The organism is Streptomyces sp. NPDC015130, assembly GCF_043080005.1.
Classification (GTDB): Bacteria; Actinomycetota; Actinomycetes; order Streptomycetales; family Streptomycetaceae; genus Streptomyces.
Genome location: NZ_JBIBVC010000019.1, coordinates 104,847 through 122,255 on the forward strand (window position 1 = coordinate 104,847; position 17,409 = coordinate 122,255).

Consider the following 17,409-nt stretch of genomic DNA (forward strand, 5'->3'; position numbering starts at 1 on the left):
GATGCCGCCGGGATCGGTCTCCGTGGTGTCCAGCACTGTGGCCAGTAGGCAGACACCCGCGATCAAGAGGGTTGCCGAGAGAACACTGACCCAGTTCCGCCGGAATTGGGATGCCAAAGGCGCGGCAGTTCGCAGTGTCCGCATACGCCTCCCCGTAGCAGCTGCGTACTGCGAGATTGCCGCTGTAACGAAGCTGCCGACCAAAGCTACGACGGTGGCACCTGTCGTGTATATCTCCAAGCGCTGTTCACGGTCGGGCGCGCCCAAGATGTCGCCGCGTCCGGTCAGTGTGACCAGCAGACCATGAGCACCGAGGATGAATGCGGTGAGCACCCAGTCCGTTGCTGGCGATGATCGCCATCGCTGCAGCGATCTACGTGTTGTCTCCACCAGACTCGGCATTGCCACCCCTCCCCCGTACCGCCGCCGCCAGGGCTTTCGTCCCAGCTGCCTTCCAGGCTAGAGGTCGGCACTGACAGCGGCACGCAGTACTCGTTCGTGCTCGTGGGAGACCCGCTCCAGCTTGTTCAAAGCCACCTGGAGATCGATGGCGTGGCCGTTGCTGGAGGAGAACGGCACGACACATTTCGCGGTGATGCGCTCGCTCACGAAGTCGATCTTCTCGTCATCGGCCTCGCTGTGCCACGCTTCCATGCGGGCGCGGGCGCTGGCGGCGTCGACGATGTCAGAGTTGTCCAGCCAGTCCTCGACATCATTGGCGAACACCCGGGTGGAATCGAGGAGCCGGTTGTGCCCGCGGGCGCGGCGGCGCGGCGTGAGCGTGCGGGACTTCTTCGGCACTTCCAGGGTCAAGGTGATTACCATGTCCGGGTTGTCCTCGTGTAGGCGGCTGAGGGCGGTGCCGAGGTCGGAGCTGGCGCGCAGGGCGGTGGGGCTGTCGTAGGGCTCAGGGGCGATCCGTACGTTTAGCCTCTCGATAGCCACGGCGTGCTGGAGCTTCTCTCGGGAGCGGGCGTTGACCACCGGTCGCAGCTCGAGGTTGCGCACATCGGGGGCTGCTCGCACATCCTCGAGCCAGCGCCTGATGGCTTGGGATCGGGGGGCGGAGATACCTCCGGCCATGGTGGCGATGACGTTGCCGAAGGGGAGGAAGTACACCGTGGTGACGTCCACCAGTTCCTTGTCGGCGGCGAGTTGAAGGTGGCTAAGGGTGCCGTCGACGTGGTCGATGAGCTGTGGCACGTCCTGACGGCCCTTGGCAAGGAGCAGGTGCGGGGCGGTCTGGTGGGAGTCGACGGCGCCGATCAGGATGTCGTCGCCCGAGCGGACGGTGCGCTGCGGAGGCGGCTGGCTGCACAGCGCGCGAATCCGCTGAGCCCAGTCGCGGTGTGGGAGACGGGAGTGCGCCGGGGCGTCAGCGTCGGCGATTTCGTAGAAGTGGACGATTCTGTCTCGGTTGCGCGCGGCCATGCGTGAACTCCCCCTGTACGATCTCGAACGACATCGGAAACCAGCGTACCGAGAGCACAAGTGGGTGCCGAAACGATCAGGCCGGGCCGGGTGATTGCCACCCCGGCCCGGCCTGTCGATCCTACTCCTCCTCGAAGTGGGCTTGCAGTTTCAGGGTGTTGGCGTTCTCGGTGAGGGTGCGCACTTTATCCGCCGGGAAGCCTCCCTGCGCGGTCGCCTGGATTTCGACCGTGATCTCGACGTCGGCGCCAACGGCTTCGAGGTGCTGGAGGATCTCGAAGGCGAACTTGGTGGCCTGCTTGCTGTACTGCTCGGTACCGAGACGGGCGTGGGCGTAGAAGCGAGTCGGGACCCGGGGTAGCGGGGTCGGTGCCGGAGCCCCGGCGCCCGGCATGGAGCGCGTTGGAGTCGCTGTAACGCCGCTTGTGCCCTGGTCGGCGTCGCTGGCGTCGGCCCCGTGCGGGTCGGCCGGTTCCGGCCGCCGGACTGCGGCCGCGGCGCGGTCGGCCGCCTCCTGGGCGAGAGCGAGGTCGGCCCGCACGAGGAGGGTGCCGTCCGTGATCTGGCCGAACGAGACTCCCCGGCAGGGCAGGACGAGGCCCTGGTAACGGTCTGCGGCGGGGTCGTGGCCTGTGGCGAGGGCGAAGCCGTCGTTCTCCCAGGTGATGTGGTTCAGGACGTCCTCGATGCCCTGGTCGAGGACGCTGCGGTCGCGCAGCCGGTTCATGTAGGGATACTTGGTGTGCAGCTCCCACAGGCGGCCGACGGAGATGTGGCCGTCACGGTTCCAATCCTGGGCCAGCGCGTCCGTGATGCGCTGGTGGAGGACGGCGGGGGCCTGCTGGAGGTAGAGCATGCCCTCGCGCTTGAGGCGGTCGCCGACGTGGGGGGCGGCATCGTCAATGGTGGACAGGTCGACCTTGATGTCGACCCACTCGATCTTGGCTCCGGGGGTCTGCTCGGGGATGAGGATCCACCTGTAGGCCTTCGCGAGGCGTAGGGCGACCGTTTCGTCGGCCCTCTCCATACGGGTCCTGGCCTGCGTCTTCTGGCTGTCCGTCAGATCAAGCTGGACGTGCTGCTGGAGGACCTCCTTCCAGCCCAGGTACTCGCGGACGGCCTCGTCGACCTCCTCGATCTCCTTGCGGTCGGGTGCGAGGAAGACGAGTGCATTGCGGTGCTGGCGGGTTCCCGAGCGGTATTGGTCGAGGGCCTCCTGCGCGAAATGCAGGGCGTCGGTGTCGGGCACGCTCTTGGCGCTGCGGTGGGTGAAGCGGGGGTGCAGCAGGACCAGGCGGGCGGTGTCGTTGTCCGCGATCTCACTGGCAGGCAGGGGGGCGACGTGGACGCCGTTGAAGTTGCCGCGCACGCTTTGCAGGGGGCTGAGTCGGCGCACCACGTCCGCCCACACCTTGTCGGGGTCGTCGAGGAGCTTCTCGGCCTCGTCCTTGGCGGTGCGGGTGATGTTGGCGTGGGTGTCGTACCAGTGGCGTTCGCCGTCGCCGTAGAGGTAGGTAGAGCGGTCGGCGAGGGCGTTGAGCGCGGTGCGGAAGTTGCCCAGCGGCTCGCCTGGGATGGCCATGCCGAGCCGGATGTGCGCCTCGGACAGGCCCTTGCGGGCGGCGTTCACGCGGGGCGCGGAGCCCATGAAGACGGTACGGGCGACACGGCGACTCATGCCGCGCTGGCCGAGGACCGTCTTCTCGGCGTCGACGGCGGCCGGGGTGGAGTCAGGCCCGTCGACATCGGCGTCGATGATCGGCTTCCAGCGGTCCTCCAGGTAGTACGTCAGCTCCTGGTTGACGCGAGTGTCGTGTATCGGCACGTCGCCGGGCATGATCATGGGGCTCTGGTTCTGGTCTCGCCACAGGGCGTGGATGACGGTGCTCATCAGCCGCAGCACGCCCCGGGTCCGCTGGAACTTTGGAAGCGTGGACCAGTCCTCGTAGAGCCGGGCAAACAGCTCCGGGTGGATCGGGTACGTCGACTTGATCCGCCGCTCGTAGTCCATGGTGTCGCAGCCGGCTGGGAACTCGCGCTTCTCAGTGCCGTAGAACTGCATGTACAGCCGCGCCACCTTGTTGATCTCGGCCTGGACCTCGCTGGTGGGGGTCTGAAAGAGGCGGCGACGCACGATTTCGAAGGACTCGTCGGAGCTGGCAGGCCGCCACGCGTCGGCCTTGCGGTGGACGACGTTCTGCAAACGCTCCAGCGCGATCCGGTTGTTCTCCCCGCCGATGTCGTACTGGTCGGCGGCGCTGATTTCACCGGTCGTGGAGGCCGGGATGGACACCAGCAGCTGGGCCCCGTCGACGGAGGCAACGGCCTCGGTCAAGGACTGGGCGAAGGAGAAGTGCGTCTCGAAGGAGCCGGCGGTCAGGCCGTCATTGCCGAGCAGAGGGCCCGCGTACTGCACCCATTCGTCGATGAGGATGACACAGGGCGCGTAGGCGGCGATCAGGTTCTGGAGCAGGGCAGTGCCGGGGCTGGTGCTGGTGCGGTCCGCCTCGGCGATGATGTCGTACGCCTGCCTACCGCCGAGTCCCCAGGCGAGCTGGCCCCACATGGTGTTGACCGTGGTGCCGTCGGGCTTGACATCGGCCTGCCCGATGCCCAGTTCGTTGCCGACCAGCACAGCGCGGTGCACCGGACCGCCGGGCAATCCGCCGCCGGGCGCGGCGGCGATCAGCTCCTGCAGGTCCTGAGGAAGCCGGCTCACCTTCAGGCCTGGCGCGTACAGGTGATACAGCGCCATCATCGAGTGGGTCTTACCACCGCCGAAGTTGGTCTGGAGGTTGATGACCGGCGCAGCGTTTGAGTCGCCGCTGATCCGGCGCAGCGACTTGGTGAGCAGTTCTTCGAGGCCCTCGGTGAGGTACGTCCGCTGGAAGAACTCCTCCGGCTCGGTGTACTCGGCGGCGCCCTCACCGCGCGCCACCCGCCACAGGTCGGCGGCGAACTCGGAGGCGTTGAAGTCACCGCGCGCCACGTCCGGGTGCGGGGTGAGTACCTCGCGCCAGGGCCTCAGCCCCTCGGCTGCCACGCTCGGCACGGCACGCGCACGACGGGCTGCCTTTTTGGTCTCCTCCTCGGTCACCTGGCGTTGCAGCGTCTGCCGGGACTGCCGGATCTCGTCGACGAGCTTGGCGTCCGCGTGCACGGCCTGCAGCAACCGTTCCCCCGTGTCGAGCGCACGCAGGGTGTCGTCGGCGGAGAACGACGCGCTGTGCGCCCATCGGTTGCGTACGTCGTTCAGCTCGCTGGCGAACCCTCGGGCGCTGCCTGGCAGCAGGTGTCGGAAGTAGCTGCTCCAGTACCGCTGAAGTAGATTCAGCAAGAACTGCGGATCCTGCTTACCGATCTGCTTGCCCTGGCTCCTGGCCTCGCTCTCCGCGTCCTCGAACCAGGTCTCGCCCTGCCGCTTGATCATCTCCCGTTCCAGGAAGGGCAGCAGCCCCTCTGCGAGAGTCTCGATCATGCGCTGGACACGGTCTCGGTTACTCACCGCCATGATGCGGGTGTCCTGCCTTTCCGGCCGTCGAATCTTGTGCGGGCGTTCAGAAGAGAGGCTGGTGCGTGGGCTTGCTCGGGCCGCGCTTTTCGGCCGCGCGGGCTTCCGTTTGGAGGTCGGACCAGGAACTGGCCAGGTTGTTGAACCGCTGCCCGCTCTCCGACCAGCGGCGCCGGTCGCAGATGCTGTACAGCAGGTGGGCCAGGTCGCGGATGGTGTCCTCGTCGAACTCCCCGCGCCGCCGGATCCCGGCGAGCAGCTCACCGGCCGGCCCCAGGCCGGACCCAGAGCCCTTGCCCTCCAGCAGGCGGGACAGATGCATGGCCGCTTCCCACACAGAGATCCGGGCGTCGGTCTCCGGGTCGTACGACTCCGGCAGCTCGGCCGGGGCGACGAGCCACACCTTGCTGTCCCCGGACTTGGTGATCTGGGCATCCTGGAGCCCCTTCACCGACACGTTGTACGCCTTCGCGAGCGTCTCGGCGTCTCCAAAGGTGCCCTTCCCCCACTGGAACTGATCGAACCAGCGGATCGCCCACCGGGTGTCCTGGTCAAATTCGCCCTCCTGCTCGTTCAGTACGTCAGCCAGGACGTCGTTGATGAGCCCGAGTGCGGTGCGTACGCGCATCGCGGAGCCGTCGGGTTCGGTGACCTTGGCGTACCTGGAGAACACGGCGATACCGGGGCCGATCGCGGACTGGGGGAGGTCGACGGGGGCGAGGTTGCCCTCCTGCAGCTTCCGCAGCTTGTCCGGGAGTTCGCTGCGTAGGGCGCGGAGGAAGCCGCGGCGGTCAGTGGTGTCGGCGGTGGCGTGGCGGGGACGGCAGGCTAGGACCACGGAGGAGGCCAGGGCATTGGTGCCGATGCCAATAGAACGGCCGGAACGCTCAGTACGGACCGGCCAAGTGGCGGTGACTGTCCAGCCGGCCTGGATCAGACCGTTCAGCATGGTCTCCCAGCCAGTCGAGGCGATGCCGTCCTCGTCGTCGGACTCCGCCTGCTTGAACGCGTAGTAGACGGCGAGGGGGTAGTCCGGGTGATGGCCCGCGCGCATGTGCGTGAACGTCTCGATGAATCCCTGCTCAAAGTGCCGGTCGGCGGCCTCCCGGCTTCCGTTGTGACGGAATGGGGTCGCAATGAGCTCAGGTTCTTTCGGGGTGAGAATCGTGCTCATGGCCTCGGGGTAGATGTCGCCCAGGGACCGGCGGAGCCACACGTAGAAGAAGTCGGAGAGGTCGGCGTAGCCGATGTTGTCGTAGTAGGGGGGGTCGGTGTTGATGACGGGACTCGCCGAGAGATCGACAGTTCGGGCGTCCGCTTGCTGCGCCCATGCCGAGCCTGCAGCTGGCAAGGCGTCGATAGTCCGTCCGATCGAAACGGCAGCTGTTTCCAGGTCACCGGCTGCACCAGCGAAGGGATTTGATTCAGCAAAGTCCCAGACCATGGGAAGCGCTTGACGAGCGAACGTAGAGCGAGTTGCACCCGTGCCGTGAGACGAGCGCCAAGAACAAATGGTGGACAAGTCGTCCGCCACAGCGCTCACGAGGAAACCGAGGTAAAGCGCCACTGCCTTCCCGTACTCAGCTGCCTCAGCCTTCTCCATCCCCGCCTTCCGCGCGTCCCGCTCGACCTTCTCGAGGGCTTCGCCGACCAGATCACTGAACGTGGTCAGGGCAAGCAGCTGCCGGTTCGTGAACAGGTCAGCATGCTTACGCATCCCGTACGCCTGGACACGAAAGCTGAGCGCCTTCTCTGGCAATTCGGACTCCGGCACATTTGGCGGCCGCACCACATCTGCTGCTTCCGCCTGCTGCTGCGTAGGCCGCAAATACACCCGCTGCCTCTTCCCCTCCGCGACCACAGCCATCATCATCGCGCCCATTCGCCCGGCCGCGCCCTCGGCCCGGACATACTTGAGCGTGGCCCGGTCACCGCACACCAGGCACTCGGCACCCTTCCCATCCACGGTTCCGGCGCGGGGCTCGCCCTTAGGGCCACCGATCGTGAAGGTCACCGTCCCGTCCTCGGCCTCGGGGACGACGTACGCGGGACGGCCCTTGTTCTTGCTCAGCCAGAATGACCGAATCAGCGGCATCTCCACCCCGCAAGCCGGGTTCGGACAAGTCACTGTCCGCGCCCACAGCCAGGCGATGACCGCAGCCTCGCTTCCATCCTCCAGCTTGGCCTTCGGATAGTGGGCTCCAATACGAGCGTGTGCCTGCGCCCGCATCCACTTGCCGTACTGCCGCACATCCTCGGCAAGCCCGCTAGCCCCAGGCCAGTCGTCGGTACGCAGCTCAGCGTTCGGGGAGACAGGCCGCCGCCCCGCCCACCTCGGCGGAATCTCGATCAGCGCCTTGTTGATGACCACCGGAACCGGATTCAGGTCGCTGGCGTGCGCCTCAAGGCCGAGCCGATGTGCCTCCAACGGAATCGTGCCGCCGCCCGCGAAGGGATCGAGAACAGGGGGAACCGAGCCGCCGTTGGACTCGGCGATCTTTTTGCGAACCCTGCGCATGATCCGCTCGTCGCGGGTGGCCTCCCAGGGAACCATCTCCTCGATGAGATCGAACAGCTTCTGCCGCTCGGCCTTCTGCTCCTCCTCACCGGGGTACAGATCGGGCCGGGCCGACGGGTCATCGACAAGCTGGGCGAACAGCATCGCGCGGGCCGCGGCCAAGGGGCGCCGAGCCCACCACAGGTGGAGCGTGGACGGATGCCCATGGCGGATGGATTTCTCCCGCGCGGACTCTCGGTTGATCGCCTCCAGCGGGAGGGAGACCTCGATGAGCTTCGTGCGGCGCTCCGGGGCCGTCTCTTCGGTTGCACCGCTCACTGCGGGTTTCCTCCCTTGTTCCAGGCGTCCTGCCACGACAGCAGGAGACCCTCGGTCTTCAGGTCGCCGAAGTCGGTGTCGGCGAAGGCGTCGGTGAGGTAGCGAATCTCGTCGCGCTCCGGGCCGTGCGGGCTGACGGAGACCAGGGCGAGGCGGTGGTGTTCGCCCCGGTTCTTGGCGACGAGGACCTCGTTGCGGCTGACGTAGAAGTGTTCCGCGCCCTCCCTGCGGCCTTTGACCTCGATGTGCACGAGGTGACCGTCAAGGGTAAGGGAGCGGATGTCGTAGCCGGGATTGTTGTGGGCCATCTCCTCGGGGACGCGGCCCAGGCCGCGCTCGGCACCAAGCACCGCAGCCACGGCACGGCGATCGGTCTCGTAGCCGTCGGCGGCGTGCAGGGTGTCCAGTACGGCCCTTTCCGCCGCCGTCTCGGCGGGGCCGAGGCGACGGGCGAGCCAGCCGACGGGGACGACGAGCGCGCAGCCGGCGACGACGGGCGGCCGGGCCTGGAGGGCCTGGTCCTTGTCGAGGGCGGCGAGGCGCTGCTCGCGGCGCCGTTCGAGATCTTCGGCCCAGGCATGGGCGGTCTCGGGGCGCTGGCGGACCTTCTTGCCCTCGGCAAGGTCGAGTTCGAGTTTTCCGGCCTGGGCGTACCAGAAGCTGATCTCCTGACGGAGGCGCTGCTCGACCTGGGCGCGGGTGCGGTCGATGACCGGCAAGAGGCGTTCCCTTGTCCGGGCGAGGTGCTGGGGTACCGCCTCACGCACGGCCCACTCCATCGCGCGGGCGGGGCCGCCGGCGCGCAGCCAGTCCTCCTTGAGTAGGACCGCCGCCGCTTCAGCCTCGCGGGGGGTGGGCGGGCGGTAGTCGAGGTAGGGGGCAGGGCCGGCGTCGTGCGCAGTGCCGTCGGGGTGGAGTTCCACGAAGGCGAAGGAGCGGTCGACCGAGCGGCGGTGACCATCGACGACGTCCTGGACCAGCGCGGTCAGCAGCCGAGGGCGGGTGCCTGCGTCGGAGGCATCGACGAGGACCGTGCCCCGGGTGAGCAGGGCGCCGTGACGGTGGACCGTTTCCTCCAGTACGGCCTCGAAGAGCGGGTGGCCGGGAGCGATTAGGTCAGCGCGAGCGGCGCCCGGCACCGTGACGCGATCGCGGTCGAAGCAGACGCGCTCGTAGCGCCGTTGCACCACCCCGCCGAGGCCCTGCCCGAAGCGCGCCGTGTCACGCAGGACAGCAGGTATGTGGGTGATCTCGTACCGACCGCCTTCCCGGGCCCTCAGGTGGCCACCGAGGCGGTCGAAGGCGTCGCGGAAGAAAGCTCGCACGTAGTGCGGGTGCAGCCGCTTAGCCTGGGCCTCTTCCATCCGCAGCCGTACCGTCTGGACGTCTTCCAAGCCCATCACATGGGCGTCGAGTGCCAGACCTTTGATCAGCTCGATGGCGCGCTCACCGACCCGGGCGTCGATGACCTGGTCGAGCCTGCTCTTGATCTCGGGCTGGTCGCCGTAGCGGATAGCCTGGAGGAGGAGTCCGCGCAGCGGTTCGCCCTCGAAAAGCTCGCCCAGAACGTTGTAGACCTTGCCGTCGTACGCCTTCGACTGCTGTTCGATCTTGTCGAGGAGCCGTTGGAAGACCTGGCCCTCGCGGGTGTCGGCGGCGACCAGGTTCCACAGGTGGCAGACCTCGGTCTGGCCGATGCGGTGGATGCGGCCGAAGCGCTGCTCGATGCGGTTGGGGTTCCACGGCAGGTCGTAGTTGACCATGAGGTGGGCGCGCTGCAGGTTCAGGCCCTCGCCGGCGGCGTCGGTGGCGATGAGGACGCGGACCTCAGGGTCCTGGTTGAAGGCGTCACGGATGTCGCGGCGACGCGGGCGCGGGGTGCCGCCGTGGATGGAGACGACCGCCTCAGGGCGGCCTATCAGGTTCCTGATACGGCGGCACAGGTAATCCAGGGTGTCGCGATGCTCGGTGAAGATGATCAGTTTGCGCGGCACGCCCTGCTCGTCTCGCATCAGCGGTTCGTCTTCGAGCAACCCGGACAGCTCCCGCCACTTGCGGTCGTCCCCGGAAGCCAGCACCCGCCCCGCAAGGCCCTCCAGCTCGCGCAGCGCGGCGATTTCCAGCTCCAGCTCCTGGAGAGTGCGGGCGGCAGTTGCGGCGTCGACGACCTGCTCCTCCAACTCCTCCAGCTCACCGCCGGTCAGATCGTCCAGCTCGTCCTCGGCCGGGACGGACGGGACAGGCGCGGCACTCGACGCAGCCAAGGACTGACCCGACAGCATCTCCTGGCGCCTGGTCTCGAGCCGCAGCCGCCTGCGTTCCAAGGAACGGTGGATCGCCGCCGGACTCGAGGCGAGGCGGCGCTGGAGGATGGTGAGTGCGAAACCGACCTGGTTGCCACGGCGCCCGTCCAGCCGCTCCGCCCGGTTCATTTCCTGGCGGACGTACTCCGTGACCTGCTCGTACAGCTCCTGCTCGGTGCGCGAGAGGTCATAGGGGACGGTATAGGCGCGACGCTCGGGGAAGAGCCTGCGGCCATCGAAGGTGAGCAGGTCCTCCTTGATCATGCGGCGCATTAGCCCGGAGACGTCGTGTCGGTGGATACCCGCCCGGTACCGGCCACTGAAGCGGTCGCTGTCCAGCAGGGTCATGAACAGCTGGAAGTCCTCCTCCTTGCCCGCGTGCGGGGTAGCGGTCATCAGGAGTAGGTGCCGGGTGAGACGGCCGAGGAGGCGGCCCAGCTCGTAGCGCTTGGTGGTCTTCAGCTCCGTACCGAAGTAGCTGGCGCTCATCCGGTGTGCCTCGTCGACGACGACAAGGTCCCAGCCGCTCTCCCCGAGCAGCCGCTTCAGGTCGTCGGAGCGGGCCAGGCCGTCCATGCGCGCGATGAGCCGCGGATGCCGGTCGAAGATGTTGCCGTCGATTGTCGTGTCGATCAGCTGCCGGGTTAGCAGGGTGAAGTCGAGGCCGAACTTCTCCAGCAGCTCGTCCTGCCACTGCTCGACCAGGCCACCGGGCGCGACGATCAAGCAGCGCTCCAGGTCGCCACGGAGCGCCAGCTCCTTGATGTAGAGCCCGGCCATGATCGTCTTACCTGCGCCTGGGTCGTCGGCGAGGAGGAAACGCAGGGGTGTGCGTGGCAGCAGCTCGTTGTAGACGGCCTGGATCTGATGAGGCAGCGGGTCGAGAAGGCTTGTGGATACGGCGAGCATGGCATCACCGCGCGCCGCCATCCTGATTCGCAGGGCCTCGGATGCCAGCCTGAACAGCCCGGGATCCGCGTCGAAGCCGCCGCCCTGCGCCCCCGGGGTCACTTCAGCCAGGCGGTGTACGTCCTCCTCGTAGAGGATCGTCTCCTCCACGGCGCCGTCGGGACGGCGGTACGTCACCTGGGCAGCAGCTGCTCCGAACATCTGCAACGCGACGACTGCGACGGGCACCCCGGGGGCGATGCCTTCCACCACCGTGCCAGACGTGAGATCTTCAAGACGGAGGGAGCCTGGTCTAGACATCCTCAAGCCTCCTGCCGACTGAAAACCGCGTGGTCATGCGTATTGCAAAGTCCAATGATGCCCCAGTTGGAAGCTCCTGGGTCCCGAGATACAGGTGACTTGTTGTGACTCGCCTTCTCTGCGGCCCGAGGCCACCAAGCGGGATCGCTGAGAGAACCTCGCCTTCCCCAGCTTCTCAGCCGAGTAGGTGGGGGCGTCTGCGACAGCAGGTGATCAGATCGCTCCGGGCTGTGATTGTTGCGGCGTAGCCATGTCCGCCTTGAACACTTCAGGTCGAGGCCAGCCCAGGAATTTCCAGGCCTACGCTTCCAAGCGATCTGCGCCTATGCACGCCAAGCGCAGCGCTCACTGAGCCATACTGCGCGAGGGCCCCAGGGCTGGATCGTCCACGCGGTCTCGCGGCCCCAAGGCAGTGGGAGACGATCGGCACACAGCGCTCCAAAGTCAGCAAAGGCGGATTCCAAGGCCGCCAGCGCCTCCCGCCGGAGCGCTATGCAACCAGTACGGTTCTGGGTTGGCGAGGCGGCTACCTCATGGTGAGACCCCGACGCCACCAATCCACTGTGGCGGAAACCCCCTCTCGCAGCGCCATGGCTACCACCGTCGGGAAAGTGGCTCGCAGGCGGGTGTGGTCGGCTTGCGAGTGGGGAACGTCCCCGAGCCGACCCGGCATGTTCTCCCGCAGGGCACGTCGGCCCGTGGCCAACTCGATCTCCTGTATTAGGTCCACAAGCGAGGTTCGGGTACCGAAAGCCAGGTTCACCGGGCGGGGGTCCACGACCCGGCGGAGGAGGGCGTCGGTGAGGACGTCGCAGACCGTGCCCACGTAGGTGAAATCGCGGGTCTGGGTGCCGTCGCCGTGGATGGTCACCGGCTGGCCGGCGAGGGCGGCGCTGATCCACTTCGGGATGACGGCGGCGTAGGCGTGGTCGGCGCGCTGGCCGGGGCCGTAGACGTTGAAGAAGCGGAAGGGGAGGACCGGCAGGTCGAAGCTGTGGTGGTAGGCGCCCAGGTACGCCTCCGTCGCGAGTTTCGTGACCGCGTACGGGCTCATCGGGGCCGTGGTGAGGTCTTCGTGCTTCGGCAGGAGCGGGTTCGCGCCGTAGACGGAGGACGAGGAAGAGGCGATCACGTGCGGGCCGCCGGCGCGGCGGGCGGCTTCGAGGACCTGGAGGGTGCCGGTCGCGTTGGCGTGGTGGCTGGCCAGGGGATCTCGCAGGGAGCGCGGTACGGAGGGGAGCGCGGCCAGGTGGACGACGGCGTCGACGCCGCGGAACGCCCAGTCGAGGAGGACGGCGTCCTGGACGTCTCCCTCGAAGAACTCCACGTCGAGGCCGGCGAGGTTCGCCTTGTTCCCCGGTGGAGAGGTTGTCGACGACCCGGAGTCCGGCGACCTGGGGCTGCTCGGTCAGGGCACGGACGAGGTTGCTGCCGATGAATCCGGCGCCGCCGGTGATCACGATCTTCACGGTGGTTCCCTTCAGGGAGATCAGAGAGAGTCGACGTGGGCGCCGGTGAGTCGGCGGCGGCAGTCGAGGATGTACGCGGAGTGCGCGCTGATCAGGGGGTAGTCGAAGGCGTCGTGGTCCGCGAGGAGAACGGTGGCGTCGACCGTCGCGAGCAGGCCGGGGGTCACCTCGACCCGTTGGAGGCCCTGCAGGCCGGCGGCGCGTGGGTGGGCGTCGTCCAGGACGTGCGGGTCGGCTGCCTGGACCTCGGCGCCCATGCCGGTGAGGAGTTCGGCGATGCGGGCCGCCGGTGTCTCGCGGGCGTCCCCGGTGTTGGCCTTGTACGCCAAGCCGAGCAGCAGGATCCGGGAGCCCTTGAGCGGCTTCCTGCGATCGTTGAGACCTGCCACGAGACGCCGCACCACGTAGTCGGGCATGTGGTTGTTGACGTCGTTCGCCAGCTCGACGAAGCGGAAGTTCTGGCCCAGGGCTCGTTCGACCCGCCACGACAGGTACGAGGGGTCGACGGGCAGACAGTGGCCGCCGACCCCGGGGCCGGGGGCGAAGCGCATGAACCCGAAAGGTTTGGTCGACGCCGCGTCGATGGCCGCCCAGACGTCGATGCCCAGGTCGTGGGCGAAGATCGCCAGCTCGTTGGCGAGGGCGATGTTCACGTGCCGGAAGGTGTTCTCGAGGAGCTTCGTCAGCTCCGCCTCCTTGCAGCTGGCCACGGGCACGACCGTGTCCACGAGGAAGGCGTAGAAGTCGCGGACAGCCTTTAAGGAGGACGGGGTGATGCCCGAGACGACCTTGGGCGTGTTCTCCAGCCTCCAGGTGGGATTCCCGGGGTCGATGCGCTCCGGGCTGTACCCGAGGTGGAAGTCCCGACCGGCGATCAGGCCGGAGCCGCGCTCCAGGAGCGGGCCGAACATCTCCTCGGTCGTTCCGGGGTACGTGGTCGACTCCAGGACGACGGTCGCTCCGCGGGTGAGGTGCCGGCCGAGCGTCCGCGCCGCGTCCTCGACGTGCGACAGGTCTGGCACGCCGTCGCGCAGCGGCGTCGGGACGGTGACGACCGCCACGTCGAACCCGGCGCAGTCGGCCGGGTCGACGGTCGGCTGGTAGACGCCGGCAGAGAGGAGCGGTGCGAGCCGCCTGTCCGAGACGTCCTCGACGTACGACTCGCCGACCATGAGCCGCTTGATCCGGCCTGCGTCAACGTCGAGGCCGACGACGCTGTGCCCCATCTCGGCGGCTCGCACCGCGAGCGGGAGCCCGACGTATCCCTGCCCCACGACGACGACGCGCAGTCGACGGGGCTCGTGGTTCCTGGTCATGCGGTCCACCTCGCTGCGGTTCGGGGTTGGGGTTCGGGTGGCTGGGACGTACTCGCGACGGCAGATCCACCGTTGGTGGTGGCCGTAAGATGGGGAACGCCTCGGCCGTCCGGGACTCGCTTGGCCGCCTGTCCAGGACGGCCGAGTGCTTTTCGGGCGCGGCAGGGTGAGGCGGGAAAACCCACCGGCTGGCCCCACCCCCGGTTCGATACGATGACGGTGGCTTGCAGTCCCGTTCCGTCACCATGAGTGACGCCGACGTGCGATCGGAGTGATCGCGTCGGCTGCGGCCTCCCGACCTGGGCCCGCCGTGGCAGCGCCACCGGCGCCGTACGTACGAAATGGAGCATCCAAGGATGGCTCGACACCTGGTAACCAGCGCGCTTCCCTACATCAACGGGATCAAGCACCTGGGCAACATGGTCGGGTCGATGCTTCCGGCGGACGTGTACTCCCGGTACCTCCGCCAGCGTGGTCACGACGTCCTCTACATCTGCGCCACGGACGAGCACGGCACGCCGGCCGAGCTGGCCGCCAAGGAGGCCGGGCTGACGGTCGCCGAGTTCTGCGCGCAGGCGCACGACGCGCAGAAGGCCGTGTACGACGGGTTCGAGCTGGCCTTCGACTACTTCGGGCGCAGCTCCTCGCAGCAGAACGTCGAGATCACCCAGCACTTCGCGCGGAAGTTGAACGAGAACGGCTTCATCGAGGAGCGGGCGATCCGCCAGGTGTACTCGCCGGTCGACGGCCGCTTCCTGCCGGACCGGTACGTCGAGGGCACCTGCCCGCACTGCGGCTACGACAAGGCACGCGGCGACCAGTGCGAGAACTGCACCCGCGTGCTCGACCCGACCGATCTGATCAACCCGCGCTCGGCGATCAGCGGCTCCACGGACCTGGAGGTCCGCGAGACCAAGCACCTCTTCCTGCTGCAGTCGAAGCTCCAGCACGAGGTCGAGGAGTGGATCGCCACCGTCAGCGACCAGTGGCCGCACCTGTCCACGTCCATCGCCCGCAAGTGGCTGACCGAGGGCCTGAACGACCGCGCCATCACCCGCGACCTCGACTGGGGCGTGCCCGTCCCGGCCGACACCTGGCCGGAGCTCGCGGCCGAGGGCAAGGTCTTCTACGTCTGGTTCGACGCCCCGATCGAGTACATCGGCGCGACGAGGGAATGGGCGGACGCCGCCTCCGACGGCGAGACCCGCGACTGGAAGTCGTGGTGGTACGAGGCCGACGACACCGTCCGGTACACGCAGTTCATGGCCAAGGACAACGTCCCCTTCCACACGGTGATGTTCCCGGCCACCGAGCTCGGCGTGCGCGAGCCCTGGAAGAAGGTCGACGTCGTCAAGGGCTTCAACTGGCTGACGTTCTACGGTGGCAAGTTCTCCACCTCCCAGAAGCGCGGCGTCTTCACCGATGCGGCCCTGGAGATCCTGCCCGGCGACTACTGGCGCTACTTCCTGATCGCCAACGCCCCCGAGTCGGACGACTCCTCTTTCACGTGGGAGCACTTCACCGCCACGGTGAACAAGGACTTGGCGGACACCCTCGGCAACTTCGTCAACCGCGTGCTGTCGTTCTCCCGGAAGCGGTTCGGTGACGACGTCCCGGCCGGGCACGCCGCCGGCGAGGTGGAGGCGAAGCTGGGCGAGGAGATTGCGCGGCTGCTCGGCGAGTACGAGGAGCAGATGGAGGCCCTGCAGTTCCGCAAGGCCGCCGCTGCCCTGCGTGCGCTGTGGTCTGCGGGCAACTCGTACCTGGAGGAGAAGGCCCCCTGGCTGGAGATCAAGACCGACGCCGACGGCGCCGCGCTGACGCTCCGTACCGCGATGAACCTGATCCACCTGTACGCGGTCGTCTCCGAGCCGTTCATCCCGACGTCGGCCGCCGCCATGCGCGGGGCCTTCGCCCTGGAGAACGACACCGCGACCTGGGTGACGGCGGAGCAGGCCAAGTCCCTGGACACCGTCCCGGCAGGCACCGCGTTCACGGTGCCGCCGGTGCTCTTCGCGAAGATCACGGAGGAGGACCTGGAGTCCTACCGTGAGCGCTTCGGCGGCGCCCCGGAGGCCTGACAGGCGTCCCCGCCCCCGTACCGTCCCGACTCTCATCGGGCGGTACGGGAGTGGAGGAGGACGCGCAGATCCGCGGGCGAGACGTTCATCAGCCGCACGTGCGGAGCCGGGCCGCCGATCTCCACGCACGTGACCCCAGCGGACCCGGGCACGTGCTGGAGGTACCTGTCGAAGCCGTTCCCGGTGAGCCACAGCAGCAGGCAGGCGATGCCTCCACCGTGCCCGACGAGGACGGTGGTTCGCCGTTCCCCGGAGGAGACCTCGTCCCAGAGGCCCACGTAGCGGGCCTGGACGTTCTCCGATGACTCGCCGCCCGGCGTGCGGAGCTGGTGGATCGGCACACCGTGGCGAGCGGCCTCGGCGGCGGCGAGTTCCCTGGGCCGGCCCCCGAGGTGACCGCTGTCCTTGGCGGCCAGACGCTCGTCGACACGGACATCGGCCGGGGCGAGCGCGGCGGTGAGGAGCTCGGCCGACTCCCGGCAACGGGACATCGGGCTGACGAGTAGCTGATCCACGGTGACCCCGGCCGCCGCGAGGCAGGCGCCGACCCACCGTATGTCGGCGCGCCCGCGCTCGCTGAGTCGGCCGCCGACCGCGCGGCCCTGGTGGATGCCCTGGAGGTTCTCCTCCGTCTCGCCGTGCTTGATCAGGTAGATGCGCTGGGTGTCCATGGCGTCGTGTCCCCTCACTCCGATCAGTCCCAGTGGCGGACGTCGACGCGTGCGGAGACGGCGGCGGCGACCTCGTCGTGCTCGGCCTGGCTCATGGCGGGGAAGCGGTCGTGGTGCCACTCGACGTAGAGGACGGAGACGAGGTCGATCGTCCCGTCGGTGAGCAGCTTCCTGAGTACGGGGTACTCGGCGCCCTCGATGTCCATCTTCACGACGACGTGGTCCTCCGGCGTGGCGGTCCGGCGGAGCCAGGCGCTGAAGTCCACCGCAGGTACGGCGACGGGGGAGTTGTAGTCGATCTGCTGGTCGTACACGGGCGGTACCCGCTTGCCGGGCATCACGGTGGAGCTCTCGTGGTGGCCGAGGAAGAGGTCGATCGTGCCGTCCTCGGTCCACACCGCGCTGGGGGTGACCTCGACCAGGCCGGCGTGCCGGGTCTGCTCCACGTTCGCGCTGATGGAGGGGAGCAGGGTCGCGTTGGGCTCGAAGGCGTAGAAGTCGTGGTCAGGGAGCTCGTGCATGAAGCGCCTCAGCACGATTCCGAGGTTGGCGCCGCAGTCGACGAAGATCTTGCGCATGGGA

The 17,409-nt window shown here is 67.9% G+C and carries 8 protein-coding genes and 1 pseudogene; 1 reads left to right on the forward strand and 8 read right to left on the reverse strand.

Features of this window, described 5'->3' with window-relative positions:
* Positions 1 to 459: 459 nt before the first annotated feature.
* The 6 genes and pseudogenes from ACF08F_RS31515 to ACF08F_RS31540 form a co-directional block, all read right to left on the reverse strand.
* Positions 460 to 1,431 carry a hypothetical protein gene (locus tag ACF08F_RS31515; protein ID WP_392301936.1) on the reverse strand — a complete coding sequence of 324 codons (972 nt, stop codon included), beginning with the start codon at positions 1,429 to 1,431 and terminating at the stop codon, positions 460 to 462.
* 121 nt (positions 1,432 to 1,552) lie between these two features.
* Entirely contained in the window at positions 1,553 to 4,909 is a 3,357-nt protein-coding gene (locus tag ACF08F_RS31520; RefSeq protein WP_392301937.1) for a DUF499 domain-containing protein, read from the reverse strand.
* Between the two features lie 79 nt (positions 4,910 to 4,988).
* The gene (locus ACF08F_RS31525) at positions 4,989 to 7,778 is read right to left on the reverse strand and encodes a DUF1156 domain-containing protein (RefSeq protein ID WP_392301938.1); all 2,790 of its coding nucleotides are present in this window, start codon (positions 7,776 to 7,778) and stop codon (positions 4,989 to 4,991) included.
* Positions 7,775 to 11,218: a helicase-related protein gene (locus ACF08F_RS31530; protein WP_392301939.1), complete on the reverse strand. Its 3,444-nt coding sequence runs from the start codon at positions 11,216 to 11,218 to the stop codon at positions 7,775 to 7,777. The genes ACF08F_RS31525 and ACF08F_RS31530 overlap by 4 nt, the downstream gene beginning before the upstream one ends.
* Positions 11,219 to 11,816: 598 nt before the next feature.
* Positions 11,817 to 12,759 (reverse strand): annotated as a pseudogene (locus ACF08F_RS31535) (NAD-dependent epimerase/dehydratase family protein).
* Positions 12,760 to 12,779: 20 nt separating this feature from the next.
* Positions 12,780 to 14,075, reverse strand: a complete 1,296-nt coding sequence (locus tag ACF08F_RS31540) for a nucleotide sugar dehydrogenase (protein WP_392301940.1) — start codon at positions 14,073 to 14,075, stop codon at positions 12,780 to 12,782.
* Between the two features lie 356 nt (positions 14,076 to 14,431).
* Here ACF08F_RS31540 and metG point away from each other — a divergent pair, with 356 nt between their 5' ends.
* A complete protein-coding gene (metG, locus tag ACF08F_RS31545) occupies positions 14,432 to 16,156 on the forward strand; it encodes a methionine--tRNA ligase (protein WP_392301941.1) in 1,725 nt (574 codons plus the stop codon).
* A 32-nt stretch (positions 16,157 to 16,188) separates the two neighbouring features.
* Here the strand turns inward: metG and ACF08F_RS31550 are convergent, their stop codons facing one another.
* Complete coding sequence (locus ACF08F_RS31550; RefSeq protein ID WP_392301942.1) at positions 16,189 to 16,827, reverse strand: histidine phosphatase family protein; 639 nt, start codon at positions 16,825 to 16,827, stop codon at positions 16,189 to 16,191.
* A gap of 23 nt (positions 16,828 to 16,850) precedes the next feature.
* Entirely contained in the window at positions 16,851 to 17,405 is a 555-nt protein-coding gene (locus tag ACF08F_RS31555) for an FkbM family methyltransferase (RefSeq protein ID WP_392301943.1), read from the reverse strand.
* Positions 17,406 to 17,409 lie beyond the last annotated feature (4 nt).